We start from the raw sequence: 19,176 nt of genomic DNA on the forward strand, positions 1-19,176 counted from the left end.
CGTGATCATCACGAGACAGCGCGAATGGCAGCGGGTGCTCGACGACCTGGCGTCGGTGGGCGCGCGAAGCGTGTTCGTTGTGGGATGCGGGGAGTGTGCCACAGCTGCGCACACCGGCGGCGAACCGGAAGTGGCGGAGGCCCGCGAGCGTCTGTCCGCGGCCGGCTTTGCGGTGACGGGTTCGACCGTCCCCGAGGTCACGTGCCACGCGGGCGGCGTGAAGCTCGAGGCGCGCAAGCACGCGGCCACCATCGATGCCGCCGATGCGATCGTCGTGCTCGCCTGCGGCGCCGGGACGCAAACGGTGGCCGACGCCGTGGCAAAACCGGTGTTCCCTGGGCTGGAGTCGGCGTTCCTCGGCACGGTCGTACGCCATGGGGTGTTCGAGGAACGCTGCCAGATGTGCGGCGAGTGCGTGCTCGACGCCACCGGAGGCATCTGCCCCGTCACCACCTGTCCGAAAGGCCTGCTGAATGGCCCGTGCGGCGGCATGTGGGACGGCATGTGCGACGTCGTGCGCGACCGCCCGTGCGTGCACGTGCAGATCCGCGAGCGGCTCGCCCAGCAGGGCAGAGACGTCGCGCGCACGCTGCCGCCGAAAGACCACTCCAAGAAGCTCAAGCCCGCGAAGCTGAGCGTGCGGGCGAGCGGACCGAGCGGGAGCGCGCGATGAGCCGCCTGCGTGACGCGCTCGAGCGCGGCGAGTTCGTCATCACCGGCGAGATCGCTCCGCCGCGCGGCGCGGACGTCTCGGCGATGCGCAAGACGATGGGTCTCGTGGGTCCTTTGTGTCACGCGCTCAATATCACCGACAACCAGGGCGCCTCGCTGCACATGTCGAGCCTCGGCGCGTGTCTGGTGGCGCTCGAGATGGGATTCGAGCCGATCTTCCAGCAGACGTGCCGCGATCGGAACCGGCTTGCGCTGCAATCGGACCTGATGGCTGCGTGGGCCCTCGGTATCGAGAACCTGCTTGTGGTGACGGGGGACGACGCGCGAAGCGGCGACCATCCGCAAGCCAAAGGAGTGTTCGACATCGACTCGACGCACCTGTTGCAGATCGCGTCCGGCATGAACGAGGGCCAGGACATGCAGGGCCGTCCGCTCGCAGGTAAGACGGGATTCTACCTCGGCGCGGCGATGTTCCCCGAGGCGGAACCGTGGGACGCGCAGCTCGCCCGGACGGTCGGGAAGATCGAGGCCGGCGCGCGGTTCTTCCAGACGCAGGCCGTCTTCGACTTGGACAAGCTCGCTCGCGCTGTGGACGCGGTGCACGCGCACGGCGCGAAGGTCATCGCGGGCGTGCTGTTCTTGCGCAGCCCGCGTGTGATCGACTTCGTGAACGCCCACCTGGCGGGGCTCATGGTGCCTGAGCATGTCGCGCGGCGGATCAGACAGGCCGCAGACCCGCTGGAGGCGGCGATCGACCTTGCGGTCGAGCAGGTGGCGGCCATCCGCGAGGTCGCGGACGGTGTCCACGTCATGCCACTCGGCCTCGACGCGCGGGTGCCGGAAGTGCTCGAGCGCGCAGGCGTCGTGCCGCAACGCTAGCTACGCACCGCGTGCCGCACTGCGGGAGCCCCCGTGCATTGCGCACACCGCGGTGCCTCTTCCGCCGTAACCTTCTGAAGCCGTCGCGCGTTAATCAGGTGAAAAGTCCTGAAAGCATCGATGAACAACAGGGGGCGGCGTGCTACGATTGCGGACGCACACCGATCATCCGATCAGCAAGCGCGGTGAGACGATGGGGCTTTTCGGCGAACAGCTCTGCCGGTGCGACCTCGAGGCTCGGATCAAGACCTACGGTGCGCTTGCCGATGTATTCGGAGGCACCGCCGAGGAAGCGGCCGCAGGTGTCGTCTCGCTGGGGGGCGCGGGTTCGTGGTGCTCGCTTGCGTTCTACGATGAGAACGCCATCCAAGCGGCGTGCGCAGAGGCGGAGCGTGCGGCGCGCGATCCTGGTGAAGCGGCTCGCTTCTGTGACGAGCGTCAGGCGATCATCGGGGCTGAACGGTTCGACCCCTTCGTCCACCGGGTCTCGCCGTGCGAGGCGATGTACGTCACCGACAGGCCCGAGGACCTCGTGAGGCGCCTCAGTGCTCTGTACGAGAAGAGCGGCTACGTCGTGCGTCACCTGGTGTCGTGCGAGTCGCACATCGCGGTCGAGCTCGATTACATGCGGTTCCTTTTGGAGCGGGTACGCACTGGAGACAGCGGAGCGTCTGATCAAGCGGCCGACTTCTTCCTCACGCACCTCTCAGGCTGGTCGATCTTGTTCGCTGTCGCATTCGGTGATGCGGCCAGCCATCCCATCTCGCGGTGTGCGGCGATCACGCTCGACCGCTTCTTGTCGTGTGAAGAGCACGTCATACGCAGCAGCGTTCCTGCTAACTGCATCCAGTGCCGTCTGGCCGGCTCGAGCTGAGCGACGCTATACTGGCAGCGATCCGTCCGCCCGCGTCCGGAGGAGCTGGGTATGGCACCCGCAGGGCGTCGCCCGTCCGTCGACGAGTGGCTCGAAGAGGCCAAGCGCTCGTGCGACCTGTCTGCGACCGGCATGTTCCTGGTGCACAACGGTGTCGTGCGCGGCACCTCGCGCTCAGGTGAGCTCGTCGCGGGCATGGAGCTCTCTGTCGACCGGGACCGGCTCGAGGAGATCGTCGCCAGCGCACGGCTGATGGAAGGCGTCACCTACGTGCGCGCGTGGGTGAACGAAGGCAGGCTCGCGGTAGGGGACGACATCATGTACGTGGTCGTCGCCGGCGACATCAGGGAGCACGTCTTCGAGGCGCTCCAGGCGCTCGTGCGGATGATCAAGACGCAGGTCGTCACGGAGAAAGAGACGCGCGCCTGAGCCGCTATGCTCGCGATGCGTCCTTGCCAGGCATCACGAGGCTCGGATCTGCGAACGCGAACGGCACGTCTTCGTTCTTCGATGCGTACATCGCCATGTCAGCGGCGTGCATGAGGTCGCTGAAGCTGCGGCCGTCGGTGGGGTAGAACGCGATCCCTATGGACACGTCGATAGGGACGGCTCCTTCCTCGATGAGCATCGGCTCTTCCAGCGCTTTGACGATCTTGCGAGCGATCAGTCCTGCGGCCTTTCGCGACGTCACCTGGGGAAGCAGCACGGTGAATTCGTCGCCGCCGAGGCGTGCGACCGTATCGCTCCGGCGCACGACCTTGCTCAGCCTGCGACCGATCTCGGCGAGCAGAGCGTCGCCGACCGCGTGGCCGAGCGAGTCGTTGATGAGCTTGAAGTCGTTGATGTCCATGAACATCACAGCGAAGCACGAGTCCTCCCGCTCGGCGCGAGCGATCGCCACCGCGAGGCGATCGTCGAACAGCGCGCGGTTCGGAAGCCCGGTGAGCAGGTCGTAGTACGCCATCTTGCGGATGGTCTCTTCGGCGCGTTTGCGCTCCGTGATGTCGTGCGCCACCGCCTGCACGGCGGGCCTGCCGTGGTACATGAGCGGTGTCGAAGACACCTGCACGTCGACGGTGGTGCCGTCCTTGCGGAGGAATCGGAATTCTGTCGGCAGCAGGGGCCTGCGCTCAACCACCGTCGTCCTCAGGGCCTCGGCCGCGCGGTCCCGGAACGCCGGGTCGACGAACTCCAGCACGTGCGTCCCCAGCACGTCACGGGGGTCGTCATAGCCGAGCATGCGCGCGCCGTTCGGGTTGATGAACGACACGACGCCTTCGATGTGGACGAGGATCAGGTCCGGGGCCATCTCCACGAGGCTCCGGAAGCGCTCCTCGCTTTCACGGAGCGCGCGCTCGGCGCGGCGTCGCACGGCGACCTCCTCCGTGAGGAGCTCGTTCGCGCGCTCGATGTCAGCGGTACGCTCGTGGACTTCCCGCTCCAACCGCTCGCTGTACTCCTGAAGGGCGACTTCCGCCCGCCTGATGTCGGTGATGTCACGCGCCGTCTCGACGACCGATTCGATCGAGCCGTCCTGTGATAGCACCGGATAGAACGTCGATTCGATCCAGATCTCTCCTCGGGTGGAGTCGACGCTGTGCTTCACGCCGGTCTGCGGCGCGTGCGTGCGCACGACCTCGTCGAGCCTGCATCCCTCGCACGGTCCGTCAAGACCCAGGACGGCTTCGAAGCATCGACGGCCGACGAGGTCTTCGGGGTCGAGCCGGGTGAGCCGTTGCGTCGCTGGATTCGCGTAGCGAACCGTGTAGTCCGGATCCAGGATGATCACCGCGTCCGGGCTGTGGTCGTACACCATCTGCAGCTTCGACCGCTCGTGCTCGAGCGTCCGCACCGTGGCCGCGTACCGGTCGAACATGGTCTGCGTGTACCACGCACCGAGGCCGATAAGCGCTGCTATCATGATTCGCAGTGCGAGCGTCGGCGGCTCGGGATGGAGCAGGTCGTTCAGGAATCCGCGGCCTTCGGGCGAGAGGACGCCGTGGACGTAGCTCACGGCGAGCCAAAAGAGGATGATGACCCCTAGCGCGGCCGCCAAGAGCCGTGGCTCGTTCCGCGGCGTCGCACCGCGCGGCTTCCTCATGATCGTCCCCTCAAGACCGTTGTGCCGATTGCGACCGTTTCCCCTCATATCGGCACTGCACAGCAACATTGTTAGCATACGACCGACCATTGACAACCAAATCGCTCCGTCTCCCGACGAACGGCCGGACGAACGGCAAGGAAGCGGCTCGCAGCGCGGTGCTAGAATCGTGCGATATGCGACGTTGGGAGGTCGGTATGCGTATCGTGGTCATCGGTGGGGGGCCGGGCGGATACGCGGCAGCGTTCGAGGCCGCTCGGCTTGGCGCTGACGTCGTGCTGGTGGAGCGCGACCGGCTCGGTGGGACCTGTCTCAACTGGGGCTGCGTCCCGACCAAGGCGATCCTGAGGTCTGCGCACGCGGCGCTCGACGCACGCAACGCCGCTTCGCTGGGGCTTTCCGGTTCGCCGCTTTCTGTCGATCTGCCGGCGCTCGAGGCGCGCACGCGCGGTGTCATGGACGAGCTTCGAGGCCAGCTCGAGGCGACCGCCCGTCGGCTGAAAGTGGCGGTGATCCGGGGGTCGGGGCGGTTGAGCGCGGCCCGGATCGTCGAGATCGAGATGGCAGACGGTGGCTCGCAGACCATCGAGGCCGACGCGGTGATCGTGGCGACCGGCTCGGAGCCGTTCCGGCTGCCCAACATCGACCATTCGCTTCCGGGGGTGTGGACGAGCGACGATGCCGTCTCGCTCAAGGAGATCCCGGCACGCATCCTCGTGATCGGCGGCGGCGTCATCGGTCTCGAGTTCGCGTGCGCGTACGCTGCGTTCGGCAGCCAGGTCACGGTCGTCGAGCTCACCGAACAGGTGCTGCCAGGCATGGACAAGCGCGTCGCACGCACCGTCCAGCAAGCATTGGAGGCGCTCGGAGCGACCTTCGTGCTGGGCGATGCGGTGGAAGCGGTCGAGGAGCGCGGCGGAGGCATGTTCTCGTCGCTGCGAAGCGGCCGGGCGGTGGAGTCCGACGTCGTGCTCTCAGCGGTCGGCCGCGTTCCGACGGCGTCCGGCATCGGCCTTGAGTGCGCAGGCGTGGCATTCGAGCGGCGAGCGGTGAAGGTCGACGCCCACATGGCCACGAGCGTGCCGGGCGTCTTCGCAGTGGGCGACGCCATCGGCGGAATGATGCTGGCGCACGCCGCGGAGGCTGAAGGCCGGGCGGCCGCCCGCAACGCGGTCGCGTGGGTCGAGGCGGCGGTTGCAGGTGTCGAGCCCGACTACGAGAGCGTGCGGTACGACTGCATCCCTGCGTGCGTGTACACCTTCCCGAACGTCGCGACCGTGGGTCTCACGCGTGATGCGGCGGCGGCGCAGGGTATCGATGCGGTGCAGGCGATCGCCAAGTTCACCGGCAACGCACGGGCGCTTGCGGAGGGCGAGCCCGAGGGATTCGTGCAGGTCGTGGCGGAACGCGGCAGCGGCCGGATGCTCGGATGCCAGATCGTGGGCCCGTTCGCGGTCGAGATCGTCCACGAAGCTTCGATCGCCATCCGGAAGGGAATCAGCGTCGCCGAGATCGGCGAGGCGGTGCACGCGCACCCGACCGCCTCCGAGACGCTCATGCTGGCGTGCGAGGAAGCCGCCGCGAAGTCGAAGGCCGGTCGCTGATGGCCTACGAGCACGGCGAGCGCGCGGCGCGGATGCCTGAGTGGATGCGGCGGCCGATCGCGCGCGAGGGCTCGTACGCGACCGTCAAGGACCTCCTTGCACGTCACAGGCTCCACACCGTGTGCCAGTCTGCCAAGTGCCCCAACCAGGGCGAGTGCTTCGCGTCCGGGACGGCCACCTTCCTCGTGGCCGGAGCGGTGTGCACGCGAGGATGCCGCTTCTGCGCGGTCGAGCCCGGCTCCCCTGAGCCGCTGGATCCCACTGAGCCCGAGCGGGTCGCCCAGGCCGCGGCCGAGCTCGGTCTCGAGCACGTCGTCGTGACGATGGTGACGCGCGACGACCTTCCGGACGGCGCCGCCGGCCACGTCGCGGCGGTGATCCGTGCGATCCGTTCAGCGGTTCCGGGCGCGGCCGTCGAGGTCCTGACGAGCGACTTCGGCGGCTCGGCCGAGGCGCTCGACGTCGTGCTCGCCCAGCGCCCTGACGTCTTCAACCACAACGTCGAGACCGTGCCACGGCTCTACGCTGCCGTGCGGCCGCAAGCGGATTACGAGCGCAGCCTCTGGGTCTTGCGGCGTGCTGCCGACGCAGGCGGTTTTCCGGTGAAGTCCGGCCTCATGCTCGGGCTGGGCGAATCGTTCGACGAGGTCGTGGCGGTGCTTTCAGACCTGCGGCGTGCGGGCTGTTCGATCGTGACCGTCGGGCAGTACCTGCGTCCGAGCCGCGGGCACCTGCCGGTCGTCGAGTTCGTGCGACCGGAGGTCTTCGCGGCGGTGGAGGCCGAGGCCCGTGCGATGGGGTTCGCGGCGGTCGCCTCGGGTCCGTTCGTCCGGTCGAGCTACCACGCGCGGGAGGCGGCTACCGCAGCTCGAGCGTGACGGCGGCGCCTGCACGGTCGCGCCCGGCGTCTTTCGCCTCGTACAGCGAGGTATCGGCGGCCACGATAAGCTCATCGACCGAGCGCGGCCGAGAGCCTGCCGGGTCGAGGGCGATAGCGCCGCCGACGCTGACGCGCACGGGGATCGCCACGCCGTCTGCAACAGTCACCGACCGGGAGCGGACGGCATCGAGGAGCCTGCGTGCGAGGGCCTCGTACTCCTCGACCCCGGATTCGGGTGCTACGATCGCGAATTCGTCGCCTCCGTAGCGCAGCGCGAGGTCCGAGGCCCGGATCGACGACCGGATGGACTCGGCGACGGCCTTCAGCGCGCGGTCGCCCGCCCGGTGGCCGTGGCCGTCGTTGATGCCCTTGAGCCCGTCGAGATCGACGAGCACGAGCGCGATCGGCCGGCCGTACCGGGCGGCCCAGGCGAGCCACTGCGGCAGGTGTGTGTCGAGCGCGCGGCGGTTCCGCAGACCCGTGAGCGGGTCTTGGGTCGCGAACCGCGTGAGCTCTCGGTTGTCCGACCACGTGCGCTCGAGCACCTTCGCGAGCGTGGCCGCGGTCGAGCCTGGCTGCGCGTGACGCGCGATCGCGGCCACGAGGCGCTGCACGTGGTGGCTGTACGCATCGTGGCGTGATGTCGCGTGCGCCGGCTCCATGAGGTCGATGAGCTGGCTGAACACGGGATCGAGCATGAAGAACTCCACCCGCGCCGCGAGCCCAAGCGCGGTCTCGGGATCGACCTGCTCAGGCGACGTCCTGTGCGCGACGCTCATCTCCTCACGGATGTGGCGCAGGCGCGTGAGCAGCGATCCAGGGTCATCGACGATGTCGGGAAGCAGTCCGCGGTCCCACGCGTCCAGAAGCTCGCTCCACCACCCGACGTGCGTGCGCTCCTCGTCCGCGAGCGCGCGGAAGAGCGCGCGCAGGTCTTCGGAGCCGAGGCGCTCCGCGAGCGCGCGGTAGAAGTGTTCAGCGCGTTCGTCGAGCTCGATGCACAGTGCAAGGATCTCGTGCACGGCCGTCCTTTCTCCTGTCCTCCAGTATGGCACGGTAGGGTAGGATTAGCACATGCCCTACGAGCCGCGCATATACCGCGATCACGTCGACCCGGCGGGGCTTGCGCGCTTCGAGGTCGTGTTCGCAGAGACCGACCTGTTCGTGGCCGCGGACCGCGATCTTACGGAAGAAGCGCTGCGCACTGTCAAAGAGCTGCGACGCGGACTCGACGCGTACGTCGCGGCCCACCCGCGCTTCGCTGAGAGCTTGGCGCCCGTCGAGGTCGAGCCGAGCGCGCCGGCGATCGTGCGCGAGATGGCCGAGGCGGGCAGGCTCGCCGGCGTCGGGCCGTTGGCGGCCGTGGCAGGCGCGGTCGCAGAAGCGGTGGCCCGTGCGCTCGCGCCGCTGTCGCGCGAGGTGATCGTCGAGAACGGCGGCGACGTGTACCTTATCACGCGCCACGAGCGTGCGGTGCGCATTGACGCAGGCGGCTCGCCTCTGTCCGGCCGCGTGACGGTGCGGCTGGGATCGGCTCCCCACGGCGTGGCCGTGTGCACATCGTCTGCAACGGTCGGCCCGAGCCTGAGCCTCGGTTCGGCGCACGCGGCGACAGTGGTCGCGCGAAGCGGGGCACTCGCGGACGCGGCTGCGAGCATGCTCGGGAACCTCGTGCATCGCCCGTCCGACGTGCAGACGGCTGTCGAGCGCGTCGTGGCGGTGCCTGGCGTCCTGGGCGCGGTAGCGATAGCAGGCGAGACGATGGCGGCCGCGGGCGAGATATCGCTCGCTCCCGTGGCTTGAGTGGAATGGGCCTGGGTGAAGGCGGTTTCCGAGGAGGACGAGCATGGACAGCATCGATGAGCTGGACCTGAAAGAGGCCGAGTACCGCATCAAGCTCTACGACGAGTACCGCGATGCGGCGCGGGTGTTCAACTACTACGTCGAGACCGAGCTCAGGGCCTACCTCGCGAACGAGGTGGAGGTCGAGCCGGTGCACGCTCCTGGCGGCGTCTACTTCAAGGTGCGCATGACCGACGTGTGGATCTACGAGGCCGAGCGCATCAACCGGTTCGTGCCGGAGGCGACCATCTACTCGGTGAACGACGTCCACGTGCAGCGGCTGAAGTCCGACGAGGAGTAGACGGTGGCCGGCGAAGACATCGCCGCACGCGCACAGAAGCTGCGCGAGCTCATCGCATACCACTCCTGGCGCTACTACGTGCTCGACGACCCGGAGATCTCGGACGACGCGTACGACGCGCTCGTGCGCGAGCTCGAGCAGATCGAGCGGGACCACCCCGAGCTCGTGACGCCCGACTCGCCGACCCAGCGCGTGGGAGCGCCGCCGTCGGAGCAGTTCGCGCCGGTGCGGCACGCGCAGCGCATGTACTCGCTCGACAACGCCATGGACGAGTCCGAGCTGCTGGCGTGGCTCGCTCGCGTGAGTCCCGAGGTGGGGCCGGACGCGCGGTACGTGTGCGAGCTCAAGATCGACGGCTCCTCGATCGCGCTGACCTACGAGGACGGCGTGCTCGTGCGCGGAGCCACCCGGGGAGACGGGACCGTCGGTGAGGACGTCACCGCCAACGTGCGCACGATCAAGACGGTGCCGCTCAGGTTGATCGGTCCCGGCGCCGGCGCGACCGTCGAGGTGCGCGGCGAGGTCTTCATGCCGAAGGAGTCGTTCGCCCGGCTCAATGAGGCGCAGGAGGCGGCCGGCCTCCCGGTGTTCGCCAACCCGCGCAACGCCGCAGCGGGCTCGGTCCGCCAGAAGGACCCGGCGGTGACGGCTTCTCGCGACCTGGACACGTTCATGTACCAGGTCGTGGATCCCGATCGGTTCGGGCTGCGAAGCCAGCACGAGGCGCTCGAGTGGCTGCGCGCGTCGGGGTTCAAAGTGAATCCGGACGTCACGGTGTGCTCGTCTGCAGACGAGGTGGTGGCATACTGCCGCGAGGCGCTACAGCGCCGGCACGACCTGCCGTACGAGATCGACGGCGTCGTGGTGAAGGTCGACGACTTCGCGAAGCAGGCGGAGCTCGGATTCACCGCGAAAGCGCCGCGCTGGGCGATCGCCTACAAGTTCCCGCCCGAGGAGCGAACGACCAAGCTCCTCGACATCCGCGTGAGCGTCGGGCGTACGGGCGCCCTCACGCCGTACGCAGTGTTCGAGCCCGTGCGGGTCGCCGGCTCGACGATCGCGCGCGCGACGCTGCACAACGCCGAGGAGATCGCGCGCAAGGGCGTCATGATCGGCGACACCATCGTCGTGAGGAAGGCGGGCGACGTCATCCCTGAGGTCGTCGGCCCGATCGTCGAGCTCCGCGACGGCACCGAGCGGCCGTTCGTGATGCCCGACAGGTGCCCTTCGTGCGGCTCGCCGGTCTGGAAGCCCGAAGGCGAAGTCGTGGTGCGGTGCGTGAACGCCGCGTGCCCCGCGCAGCGTCTGGAGCGGCTCATCCACTGGGCGAGCAGGGGCGCGATGGACATCGACGGCATGGGCGAGGAGATCATCCGTCGCCTCGTCGACGAAGGGCTCGTCACGGACGTCTCCGACTTCTACCGGCTGACCGAAGACGTCCTGGCGACGCTTTCGACCGGCAGGACCAAGAAGGACGGATCGCCGGTCGTGCTTGGGCCCGTCGTCGCAAAGAAGCTCATCGCCGCAATCGAGGCTTCGAAGAGGCGGCCGCTGGCACGCCTGCTGTTCGGCCTCGGCATCCGTCACGTGGGCGCGACGGTGGCCGAGGCGCTCGCGCACTCGTTCGGATCGCTGGACGCGATCGCGCAGGCGAGCGAGGCCGAGCTTGCGGCGGTCGAGGGTGTCGGGCCGGTCATCGCCGCGAGCGTGCGCGCGTTCTTCGGCAACCCCGAGAACCGCGCGCTCGTGGAGCGCCTGAAGGCCGCGGGTGTCGCGACCTGCGAGGAGCGTCCCGAGACGCCTGGCGAGCAGCCGCTTGCCGGGTTCACCTTCGTGCTCACGGGCGCGCTCTCGTCCATGACGCGCGAGGAGGCGAGCGAAGCGCTCAAGGCGCTCGGCGCGAAAGTGACCGACAGCGTGAGCAAGAAGACCTCGTTCGTGGTGGTCGGCGAGAACCCGGGCAGCAAGCTCGACAAGGCCCGTGCGCTTGGCGTGCCGATCATCGGCGAGGACGACCTTGTGCGCATGCTGGCTGCCAAGGAGCCCCCCGCGTCGTGATGGCGTCAAGGACCCGCGTGCGCATCGATCCTCGCCGCTGCGACAGGTGCGGCCGCTGTCTTTCGGCCTGCTCGCGGAACGCCATCCGCATCGGCAGGACGTTCATCGCCATCGACCCGCTCGTGTGCGACGGCTGCATGGCGTGCGTGAAGGTGTGCGGCGCAGGCGCGCTCTCGGCGCCCGCGTCGCCGGCCGTGCGCAGTTCGCGGGCGCCGGCGCGCCCGGTGGCGGCACCGCGCGGGCGCTCAGCGCCCCCGGCAGCGGCCACGCCGCGCGCGAGGTCGAGCGCGCAGCGCGTGCGCGCGGCAGACGATGGGTGGTCGCTGCTTGAAGCGCTCGCGATGCTGGCCGTGACGCTGGCGGCGTTCGTCGGCAAGGAGGCGCTTCTCGCGTCCCGGCCGGTCCGGGCGCTTCCGATGGACGCGCTCGTGCTCGTGCGAGCGGTCGCGCTGAGCGCGTACTACCTGGTGCAGCTCGGGGCGGTCCGATGGCTCGCCGCTCGGCGCGGCAGGACGCTCCGCGACCTGTTCGGCGGGCGTGACCGCACGCTGCGCGAGCGCGCTGCGACCGCTGGGCTCGCCGTGCTCGTTCTCGTCGGGGCCAGGCTTGCCGCGATCGCGTACGGTCTTGCGGTGCGAAGCGCAGGTCTCGCTCCGGACTCCTCGACGCTGCTGCAGACGTTCGGTGCGGGTGCGACCGGGCTTGTGCTCGCCGCGGCGCTTGTGGTGTTCGTAGGGCCGGTGGTCGAGGAGCTCGTGTTTCGGGAAGTGCTGCTCAAAGGCATGCTCTCGCGGTTCGGGGTCCCTGCCGCTATCGCCGTCCAGGCGCTCATCTTCGCGGCGTTGCATCGGTCGCTCTGGCTGTTCGTGCCGATGGCCGTGCTGGGGGCTGCTCTCGGGTGGCTCGCGCACGACCGCGGCGGACTCAAGCCAGCGATCGCCGTGCACGCCGCGTACAATGCCATCACGGTGGTGGCGGCATTCACTCTGCGCGGGTGACGCGGCCGGGCGATGATCGACGGAGGAGGAGAGGCAGTGGCCCACGCATCTGACCGCTGGGGACAGGACCCGGTGCGGGACGTCGACGCCGTCGCCGAGTCCGCGCTGTCGGTGCTGTACGAGCGCAGTGCCGAAGCGAGGCGTTTCCTCGAAAGCGCTCCGGAGGTGTGCCTCGAGGACATGCGCCACCATGCGCGAGCCGTTGCAGTGGCGCTGGACGTGGGCGACGCTCGGTTGCTCGAAGAGTACCTGGTGTGGGCGAAGTCGCTGCTCGCTCACCGCGACCTGCCGGACACCTGCCTCACCGACGCCGTGGCGGCCCTTGTGGAAGCGCTCCATGCCGACAGTCGGCCAGGCGCGAGCGAAGCGGCCGAGATGCTGCGCAGCGCGTTGGCGGCCCTCGCTGAGGCGAAGCCTGACCTGCCGTCGGCCATCGACCCCGCGGATCCGCTGGCCTCGCTGGCGACCGCCTATCTCGAGATGCTGCTCGAGGGGGACGCGCACGGAGCGATGCAGCTTCTCGCGGACGCAGCGACCGAGGGCGTGCGGTTGAGCGACCTGTACGACCGCGTGCTGCGGGCGGTCCAGCACGAAGTCGGCAGGCTGTGGCAGAGCGGCCGTCTGAGCGTTGCGATGGAGCACTACATCACCGGCGTCAACCAGGTGCTCATGGCGCGGCTGTATCCGATCGTTGCGTCGACGCGTTCGGACGCCGGGCCGGTGTTCGTCGGAGCGTGCGTGGCAGGCGAGCGTCACGAACTCGGTCTGCGCATGGTGTGCGACCTGCTCGAGCTCGAGGGCTGGAACGCGGTGTTCCTCGGCGCCGATACGCCGCTCGATGCGGTGGTGGCAGCGATCGGCGCGGACGCCTACGCACCCAGCGCCTCGGAGGCCGTGCGCGTCGCACGCTCGCTCGTTGCGTGAGGCCTGGTCGCGTAGAATACGTCCGTACGCCCCGTCCTGGAAAGGCCAGCGAACATGGCGATCTCTGAAAGCGAAGTCCGGCACGTGGCGCTCCTCGCGCGCCTCGCGCTCACCGACGAGCAGGTGCGCCACCTGGCGCAGGAACTCAGCTCGATACTCGACCACATCAGCGAGATCCAGCAGCTCGACCTTGCCGGTGTCGAGCCCACCGCGCACCCGTTCCCGATCCGCAATGTGACGCGCCCTGACGAGGTGCGACCAGGTCTGCAGCGCGAGCTGGCGCTGCTCAACGCCCCCGCAGCGAGCGACGGCGCGTTCGTCATCCCGCGCATCGTCGGTGTCGAGGAGGAGGCGTGATGGCAAGCCGTCGCATCGTCGATATGACCGCCGCCGAGATCCGGGAGGCGGTCGCGCGCAAGGAGCTGTCGGCGCGCGAGGCCGCGCAGGCGGCGCTTGCGCAGATCGAGGCGCTTGAGCCGCAGGTGCACGCGTTCAACCAGGTCACGCCCGAGCTTGCGCTCGCAGCGGCCGACCGCATCGACGCGATGGTGGCGGCCGGCGATCCGCTGCCGCCGCTTGCCGGCGTGCCGGTCGCGATCAAAGACAACATGAACCTCATCGGAACGCGGACCACATGCAGCGCCCGCATCCTGGAGAACTACGAGTCCGTGTACACCTGCACGACGGTGCAGCGGCTGCTCGACGCCGGGGCCGTGCCGGTCGGCAAGTGCAACATGGACGAGTTCGCGTTCGGCTCGTCGACCGAGAACTCCGCGTTCGGGCCCACGCGCAACCCGTGGGACCTTGAGCGCGTGCCTGGCGGCTCGAGCGGGGGGAGCGCCGCGGCGGTCGCTGCGCGCATGGCCGCGGTCTCCCTCGGGAGCGACACGGGCGGGAGCATCCGGCAGCCGGGGGCGCTCACCGGCACGGTGGCCGTCAAACCGACGTACGGCCGGGTGAGCCGGTACGGGCTCGTGGCCTTCGCGTCGTCGCTGGACCAGATCGGGCCGTTCGCGCGCACGGTGAAAGACGCCGCGCTGGTGCTGCAGGCGATCGCAGGCAAGGACGTGATGGACGCTACCAGTGTCGACGAGCCGGTGGCGGACTACGCCGGCGCTCTTGGTGAGGGCGTCGAGGGCCTGCGCGTCGGCCTCGTGACCGACATGCTCGCCATGGAGGGCTGTGCGGGCGAGGTGCGCGCAGCGGTCGAGCGTGCCGCGAGCGTGCTCGCACAGGCCGGTGCGGAGGTCGGCGAGGTCGAGCTCCCGATGAGCAGGCATGGCCTGAGCGCGTACTACATCATCGGGCCTGCGGAGGCGTCCTCGAACCTCGCGCGCTTCGATGGAATCCGGTACGGGTACCGCGTGAAAGACGCCGAGGACGTGCTCGATCTGTACATGCGGTCGCGAGCAGAAGGCTTCGGCCCGGAGACGGTCCGGCGGGTCATGCTCGGCACCTACGCGCTGTCGTCCGGGTACTACGACGCGTACTACGCGCAGGCCCAGAAGACGCGCACGCTCATCATCCGGGAGTTCGCAGACGCGTTCGAGCGCTTCGATGTGCTGCTCACGCCGACGACGCCGACGGTCGCGTTCAAGATCGGCGAGAAGGCGTCCGACCCGCTCGCCATGTACCTGTCCGACGTCTACACGATCCCGCTGAACCTGGCCGGCCTGCCCGGCATCAGCGTGCCGGTGGCGCTGTGCTCGGAGACCGGGCTGCCCATCGGGGCGCAAATCGCCGCGCGCCACTTCGACGAGGCGACCATGTTCCGCGTCGCTTCGGCGCTGGAGCAGGCGCTCGGTTTGGACATGACGCCGCCGCTCGTGCGCGAGCAGCGGTGATGCGAGCAGACGACACGAAGGAGCTTGCCACCGTGGCCAAGGACCGTTTGAACGAGGTGCTCGAGCGCTACGAGGCCGTGATCGGCCTGGAGATACACACCGAGCTCACGAGTCTGAAGTCGAAGATGTTCTGCTCGTGCCCCGTCGAGTTCGGCGGCGAGCCGAACACCCGCGTGTGCCCGGTGTGCCTCGGCATGCCAGGCGCGCTTCCCGTGCCGAACCAAGCGGCCGTGGAGGCGACGATCCTCGCGGGTCTTGCCTTGGGGTGCGAGATCGCGCGGTTCAGCCAGTTCCACCGCAAGAACTACTTCTATCCGGACATGCCGAAGAACTACCAGATCTCGCAGTACGACCTGCCCTTCTGCATGAACGGGCACCTCGACGTGGAGGTCGGGGAAGGGGACGCGGCGTACGTGACGCGCATCGGCATCACGCGCATCCACCTCGAGGAGGACACCGGCAAGATGATCCACGTCGGCGGCGCCGAGGGGCGCATCGCGGGGGCGGACCACTCGCTCGTCGATTTCAATCGGGCCGGCACGCCGCTCATCGAGCTCGTCACCGAGCCCGACATCCGCACGCCGGAAGAGGCCCGGCGGTTCGCGCAGTCGCTCCGCACGATCTTTCTCGCGCTCGGCATATCCGACTGCAGCATGGAGGAAGGTTCGATGCGCGTGGACGCCAACGTGAGCGTCCGGCCGCGTGGAGCGACCGGGCTCGGCACCAAGGCCGAGGTCAAGAACATGAACTCGTTCAAGGCGCTGCACGACGCGCTCGCGTACGAGATCGTGCGGCAGGCGGACCTCGTGGACGCTGGCGGCCGCGTCGTCCAGGAGACGCGCCACTGGGACGCCGCAGCGAAGCGCACGAGCTCGCTGCGGTCGAAGGAAGAGGCGCACGACTACCGGTACTTCCCGGAGCCCGACATGGTGCCGTTCGAGTTCACCGACGAGCAGATAGCGGCGATCCGCGAGCGGCTGCCCGAGCTGCCTGCCGCGCGACGGGACCGGTACGTGCAGACCTTCGGTCTGCCGAGGCAAGACGCCCGGCTGATCGCCGAGAACGGCGCGCTTGCGCGCTTCTTCGAAGCGGCGGTCGCGGCGGCGGGCGCTGAGCGTGCAAAGCCGGTCGCGAACTGGGTGCTCGGGGAGCTCTCTGCGCACCTGAACGCGACCGGGGCTACCGTCGAGGGCTGCGGGGTGACGCCGGAGATGCTCGCCGAGCTGGTGGTCCTCATCGACGAGGGGACGATATCCGGCAAGCAGGCCAAGGAAGTCTTCGCCGAGATGACGTCCACGGGCGAGATGCCCGGAGCGATCGTCGAGCGGAAGGGCATGCGGCAGGTCTCGGACGCCGATGCGATCGAAGCGGTGGTCGCGAAGCTGGTTGCAGAGCACCCCGAGGAGGTCGCGAGCTACCGGTCAGGCAAGACCGGGCTCATCGGGTGGTTCGTCGGCCAGGTGATGCGCGAGATGCGCGGGCAGGCGAACCCGGCCGTCGTCAACGAGGTCCTCAGGCGGCATCTCGACGCATAGAGCCGTGCAGCGGCTTCAGGCTACCGTTTGGCGCGCGTAAATTGCCGTTCGTCAGGAATCCGCGGATTTTTGCGAAAACCGCTTGCGCCCGCGCGGCGTGGCGGGTATAGTCCGTCTTGTCCCGAGAGGTCGATCCGGGCGATCCGCGAAAGGCAGCGTACCAGCAGCTGCCGGCGGGGCAGGAGCTGAAGGGTCAGCGCAAGCAGGCCGGACGCTCAGGTCCCAAAGGTAAGAAACGGGAAGCTGTCGAGTACCGGAACCGCAGGAGAGGTTTCTCGGGACACTCCTTTTCTCTCCCGCTCACCGCTCGATGTCGCGCTTGAGCAGCGCCGCGGCCGCGGAACGCACTGCCGGATCCGGATGCCGTTCGCGGACGTCGCGGAGCGCCCGGAGGGACACGTCAGCGAACCTGCGCAGCGCGTTGCACGCAGCAAGCGCCTGGTCGCGGCTTCCCCATTCGGCGGCCCGGACGAGGTCGAAGACCGCTCGCTCAGCGGCATCCGTGGGAGCCGGACGCCGTGCGGGCGCGACATCCCGGCCTGACGAGGCCCGGGAGGTCTGCACCAGCAGGACGGCGGCCCACGACGCCGTCTCAGAGCCGTACCGCGCGCACATCCGCTCAGCGATCGCTTCCCCGACGAGCTCGTCGGGCGGGAGGCCGTAGTGCTTCGCGAGCGCGAGGATCGCGGCGGGGGAGGCGGCGCGCTCGCCGCGTTCGATGCGGGAGATCATGGCGACGCTCAGTCCGGTGGCACGCGAGACGTCGAGAAGCGTCTCGTTGCGCGAGACGCGAAGGCTGCGAAGCGTGTGTCCGACTGTGGTGGCCACGAGGGCATTCTACAGCGCTGTCAAACCATTTGACAACTCAGGCAAACACCGGTACGGTATGTACCGACAGAAGGACGATCCGATGGCTACTGCACACGACACCTCATCGAGCGAGCCCGCCAGGCGCATCCTCGCTGTCCGCCACGCCTGCGGGCACGAGCACGTGCACGCGGTTCCAGGCGCTTTCGTTGCGGACGGCGCTCCGGCGCTTGCTCTCGTTGACATGCTGGCGAGCCACGACTGCCCGGCCTGCGTGGCGGGCCTGCCGCGTTGGGTGGCGGATCCGGCAGGCATCAGCTCGGCCGACGCCACCGTGCACGCCTGCTGAGGCCCGCGCATGAAATATGCATCAGCGGGGTTCAGGCTTGCTCATATTATACAGCAAGTGATTGATTTCACTTCGTCCGTGGTACACTCCTCTATGAAATCGTGAACTGCTGCGAGCACTTCCTTGAAGTCGGCGCCAGCAGGGGTCGTGTTGCTGTGCGCAGGTCGCGCGGGGTCTGGGGCTGCCATGCTGAGCGAGAGCGAGGGCGAGCGTGCGCGAGGTCCTCGGGTGCAGCTCGGGTCGCTGCTGATCATCGCAGCGACATGGGGTTTCGTAACGCTCTTGTTGTCCACCGGTTCCATCGCGGCGCTGGTCTGGCCGCTCATGAGCGTTCCGATCGTGCTGGCAGGACTCCTGCTCGGGCCCGGCGGCGGGGTGGTGACAGGAGCGCTTAGCGCCCTTGCGGCGTTCCTGTTGCTCCGTGAGCATACATCGTCGGTGTGGGCAGGGATCGGCTCGTTCACCGCCATCGCCGTGATCGCTGGCATCAAGACCACGCGCGACGAGGCGCGTATCGTGGAGCTGCAGGCTCTCAGCGCGCTCGATCAAGAGACCGGCGTGATCTCGGAACGGCACTTCTGTTCTCGCGTCGAGGAAGAGGCCCGCAGGTCCGTCCGCTACCGCCATTCCTTCGGTGTCGTCCGCGCATCGGTCTCCGGCTACCAGAGCTTCGTCAGGAAGTTCGGTTCGTTCAAGGGGAAGGCGATGCTCGCCCGCTTCGCAGAAGCGGTGCGGGCCGCCGTCCGCGACAGCGACATCGTCGGACGTCTCGGGGAACACGACATCGGAATCCTGCTGCCGCAGTCGGGGACAGCAGAATGCCAGGCGGTTGCAACACGGGTCTCAGACATCGTCGCCCAAACCCGTTTCGAGGGCGACGCGGTCGAGCCGTTCGTGACTGCGGAGGCGAGAACGGCGTGGGCGGTGTTTCCTGACGACGCCGAGAACGTCGAGACGCTTCTGGGTTTGCTGCGAGAGCGGATCGCGCTTGCGGACGATTCGCTCTTTTCTGAAACGGGTGTCCAGGTATGAAGACCGGCCAGTGTGCAGCGCTCCTCGCGGTCTTCTGGTTCATTCTCGTTGGGCGCCAGAACGTGGTCTCTGACATCGTGGGGCTTCTTGCCGCCGTCCTGATCGCCTCGTGGGCCTCTTCTCGGCTCTGGGCGCAGGACGAACCTCCTGTCCTCGGTCCGGTCCAGTGGCTTCGCTTCGTCGGCTACGTCCTTCGCCTGGTCCGAGACATCGTCGCCGCCGCTGTCGTCGTGGCGGAGAAGGTGCTCGACCCGCGCATGCCGATCGAGCCGGTCCTCATCGCCCATCGCGCGAAGTTCGACCGACAGGTGAGCCGGGTCGCCCTAGCGAACTCGATCACGCTGACGCCCGGCACCCTGACAGTGGACGTCGACGGTGACCAGTTCCTCGTGCATTGCCTCGCTGAGGAGTTCGCGGAGGACATCGTCAACGGGACGTTCGAGCGCCGCATCCGGCGCGTGTTCGAGGAGCGCTGA

The 19,176-nt window shown here is 68.5% G+C and carries 20 protein-coding genes; 17 read left to right on the forward strand and 3 right to left on the reverse strand.

Annotated features, from left to right (window positions below; all coding sequences use genetic code 11):
• Position 1 precedes the first annotated feature (1 nt).
• The 4 genes from MX659_RS03325 (at position 2) to MX659_RS03340 (ending at position 2,854) form a co-directional block, all read left to right on the forward strand.
• Entirely contained in the window at positions 2–673 is a 672-nt protein-coding gene (locus MX659_RS03325; RefSeq protein ID WP_267192050.1) for a methylenetetrahydrofolate reductase C-terminal domain-containing protein, read from the forward strand.
• The gene (locus MX659_RS03330; protein ID WP_267192051.1) at positions 670–1,551 is read left to right on the forward strand and encodes a methylenetetrahydrofolate reductase; all 882 of its coding nucleotides are present in this window, start codon (positions 670–672) and stop codon (positions 1,549–1,551) included. Before MX659_RS03325 ends, MX659_RS03330 begins: the two co-directional genes overlap by 4 nt.
• Positions 1,552–1,690: 139 nt before the next feature.
• Positions 1,691–2,425 carry a molecular chaperone TorD family protein gene (locus MX659_RS03335; protein ID WP_267192052.1) on the forward strand — a complete coding sequence of 245 codons (735 nt, stop codon included), beginning with the start codon at positions 1,691–1,693 and terminating at the stop codon, positions 2,423–2,425.
• A gap of 51 nt (positions 2,426–2,476) precedes the next feature.
• Entirely contained in the window at positions 2,477–2,854 is a 378-nt protein-coding gene (locus MX659_RS03340) for a molybdenum cofactor biosynthesis protein MoaE (protein ID WP_267192053.1), read from the forward strand.
• 4 nt (positions 2,855–2,858) lie between these two features.
• On the opposite strand, the gene MX659_RS03345 is transcribed toward MX659_RS03340, so the two are convergent.
• Complete coding sequence (locus MX659_RS03345) at positions 2,859–4,526, reverse strand: diguanylate cyclase domain-containing protein (RefSeq protein WP_267192054.1); 1,668 nt, start codon at positions 4,524–4,526, stop codon at positions 2,859–2,861.
• A gap of 197 nt (positions 4,527–4,723) precedes the next feature.
• Here MX659_RS03345 and lpdA point away from each other — a divergent pair, with 197 nt between their 5' ends.
• Both lpdA and lipA read left to right on the forward strand, forming a co-directional pair.
• On the forward strand, positions 4,724–6,130 hold the full coding sequence (gene lpdA, locus MX659_RS03350; protein WP_267192055.1) for a dihydrolipoyl dehydrogenase: 1,407 nt from the start codon (positions 4,724–4,726) through the stop codon (positions 6,128–6,130).
• Entirely contained in the window at positions 6,130–7,008 is an 879-nt protein-coding gene (gene lipA, locus MX659_RS03355) for a lipoyl synthase (protein WP_267192056.1), read from the forward strand. The genes lpdA and lipA overlap by 1 nt, the downstream gene beginning before the upstream one ends.
• Here the strand turns inward: lipA and MX659_RS03360 are convergent.
• Positions 6,989–8,032 carry a GGDEF domain-containing protein gene (locus MX659_RS03360; RefSeq protein WP_267192057.1) on the reverse strand — a complete coding sequence of 348 codons (1,044 nt, stop codon included), beginning with the start codon at positions 8,030–8,032 and terminating at the stop codon, positions 6,989–6,991. The two genes, lipA and MX659_RS03360, sit on opposite strands and share 20 nt — an antisense overlap.
• Positions 8,033–8,084: 52 nt before the next feature.
• Between MX659_RS03360 and MX659_RS03365 the strand changes: the two genes are divergently transcribed.
• The 8 genes from MX659_RS03365 to gatB are packed head-to-tail and all read left to right on the forward strand — an operon-like array spanning position 8,085 to position 16,512.
• Positions 8,085–8,813, forward strand: a complete 729-nt coding sequence (locus MX659_RS03365; RefSeq protein ID WP_267192058.1) for a UPF0280 family protein — start codon at positions 8,085–8,087, stop codon at positions 8,811–8,813.
• 43 nt (positions 8,814–8,856) lie between these two features.
• A complete protein-coding gene (locus MX659_RS03370) occupies positions 8,857–9,153 on the forward strand; it encodes a DUF2469 family protein (RefSeq protein WP_267192059.1) in 297 nt (98 codons plus the stop codon).
• A gap of 3 nt (positions 9,154–9,156) precedes the next feature.
• Positions 9,157–11,211 (forward strand): NAD-dependent DNA ligase LigA, encoded by a 2,055-nt coding sequence (gene ligA, locus MX659_RS03375; protein WP_267192060.1) that lies wholly within the window; start codon positions 9,157–9,159, stop codon positions 11,209–11,211.
• Positions 11,211–12,209 (forward strand): CPBP family glutamic-type intramembrane protease, encoded by a 999-nt coding sequence (locus MX659_RS03380; RefSeq protein WP_267192496.1) that lies wholly within the window; start codon positions 11,211–11,213, stop codon positions 12,207–12,209. Before ligA ends, MX659_RS03380 begins: the two co-directional genes overlap by 1 nt.
• Before the next feature lie 36 nt (positions 12,210–12,245).
• Positions 12,246–13,133 (forward strand): cobalamin B12-binding domain-containing protein, encoded by an 888-nt coding sequence (locus MX659_RS03385; protein ID WP_267192061.1) that lies wholly within the window; start codon positions 12,246–12,248, stop codon positions 13,131–13,133.
• 54 nt (positions 13,134–13,187) lie between these two features.
• A complete protein-coding gene (gene gatC, locus MX659_RS03390) occupies positions 13,188–13,490 on the forward strand; it encodes an Asp-tRNA(Asn)/Glu-tRNA(Gln) amidotransferase subunit GatC (protein ID WP_267192062.1) in 303 nt (100 codons plus the stop codon).
• A complete protein-coding gene (gatA, locus tag MX659_RS03395) occupies positions 13,490–14,977 on the forward strand; it encodes an Asp-tRNA(Asn)/Glu-tRNA(Gln) amidotransferase subunit GatA (RefSeq protein ID WP_267192063.1) in 1,488 nt (495 codons plus the stop codon). The genes gatC and gatA overlap by 1 nt, the downstream gene beginning before the upstream one ends.
• Positions 14,977–16,512, forward strand: a complete 1,536-nt coding sequence (gene gatB, locus MX659_RS03400; RefSeq protein ID WP_267192064.1) for an Asp-tRNA(Asn)/Glu-tRNA(Gln) amidotransferase subunit GatB — start codon at positions 14,977–14,979, stop codon at positions 16,510–16,512. The genes gatA and gatB overlap by 1 nt, the downstream gene beginning before the upstream one ends.
• Before the next feature lie 300 nt (positions 16,513–16,812).
• Here gatB and MX659_RS03405 read toward each other — a convergent pair whose 3' ends face one another.
• Complete coding sequence (locus MX659_RS03405) at positions 16,813–17,340, reverse strand: helix-turn-helix domain-containing protein (protein WP_267192065.1); 528 nt, start codon at positions 17,338–17,340, stop codon at positions 16,813–16,815.
• An 82-nt stretch (positions 17,341–17,422) separates the two neighbouring features.
• Between MX659_RS03405 and MX659_RS03410 the strand changes: the two genes are divergently transcribed.
• From MX659_RS03410 to MX659_RS03420, 3 genes are all read left to right on the forward strand, one after another.
• Positions 17,423–17,668, forward strand: coding sequence for a hypothetical protein (locus MX659_RS03410; RefSeq protein WP_267192066.1), 246 nt, complete (start codon positions 17,423–17,425; stop codon positions 17,666–17,668).
• A 186-nt stretch (positions 17,669–17,854) separates the two neighbouring features.
• Positions 17,855–18,700, forward strand: a complete 846-nt coding sequence (locus tag MX659_RS03415) for a GGDEF domain-containing protein (protein ID WP_267192067.1) — start codon at positions 17,855–17,857, stop codon at positions 18,698–18,700.
• The gene (locus tag MX659_RS03420) at positions 18,697–19,176 is read left to right on the forward strand and encodes a Na+/H+ antiporter subunit E (RefSeq protein ID WP_267192068.1); all 480 of its coding nucleotides are present in this window, start codon (positions 18,697–18,699) and stop codon (positions 19,174–19,176) included. The genes MX659_RS03415 and MX659_RS03420 overlap by 4 nt, the downstream gene beginning before the upstream one ends.

It is taken from the genome of Parvivirga hydrogeniphila, from assembly GCF_023371205.1.
Classification (GTDB): domain Bacteria; phylum Actinomycetota; class Coriobacteriia; order Anaerosomatales; family Anaerosomataceae; genus Parvivirga; species Parvivirga hydrogeniphila.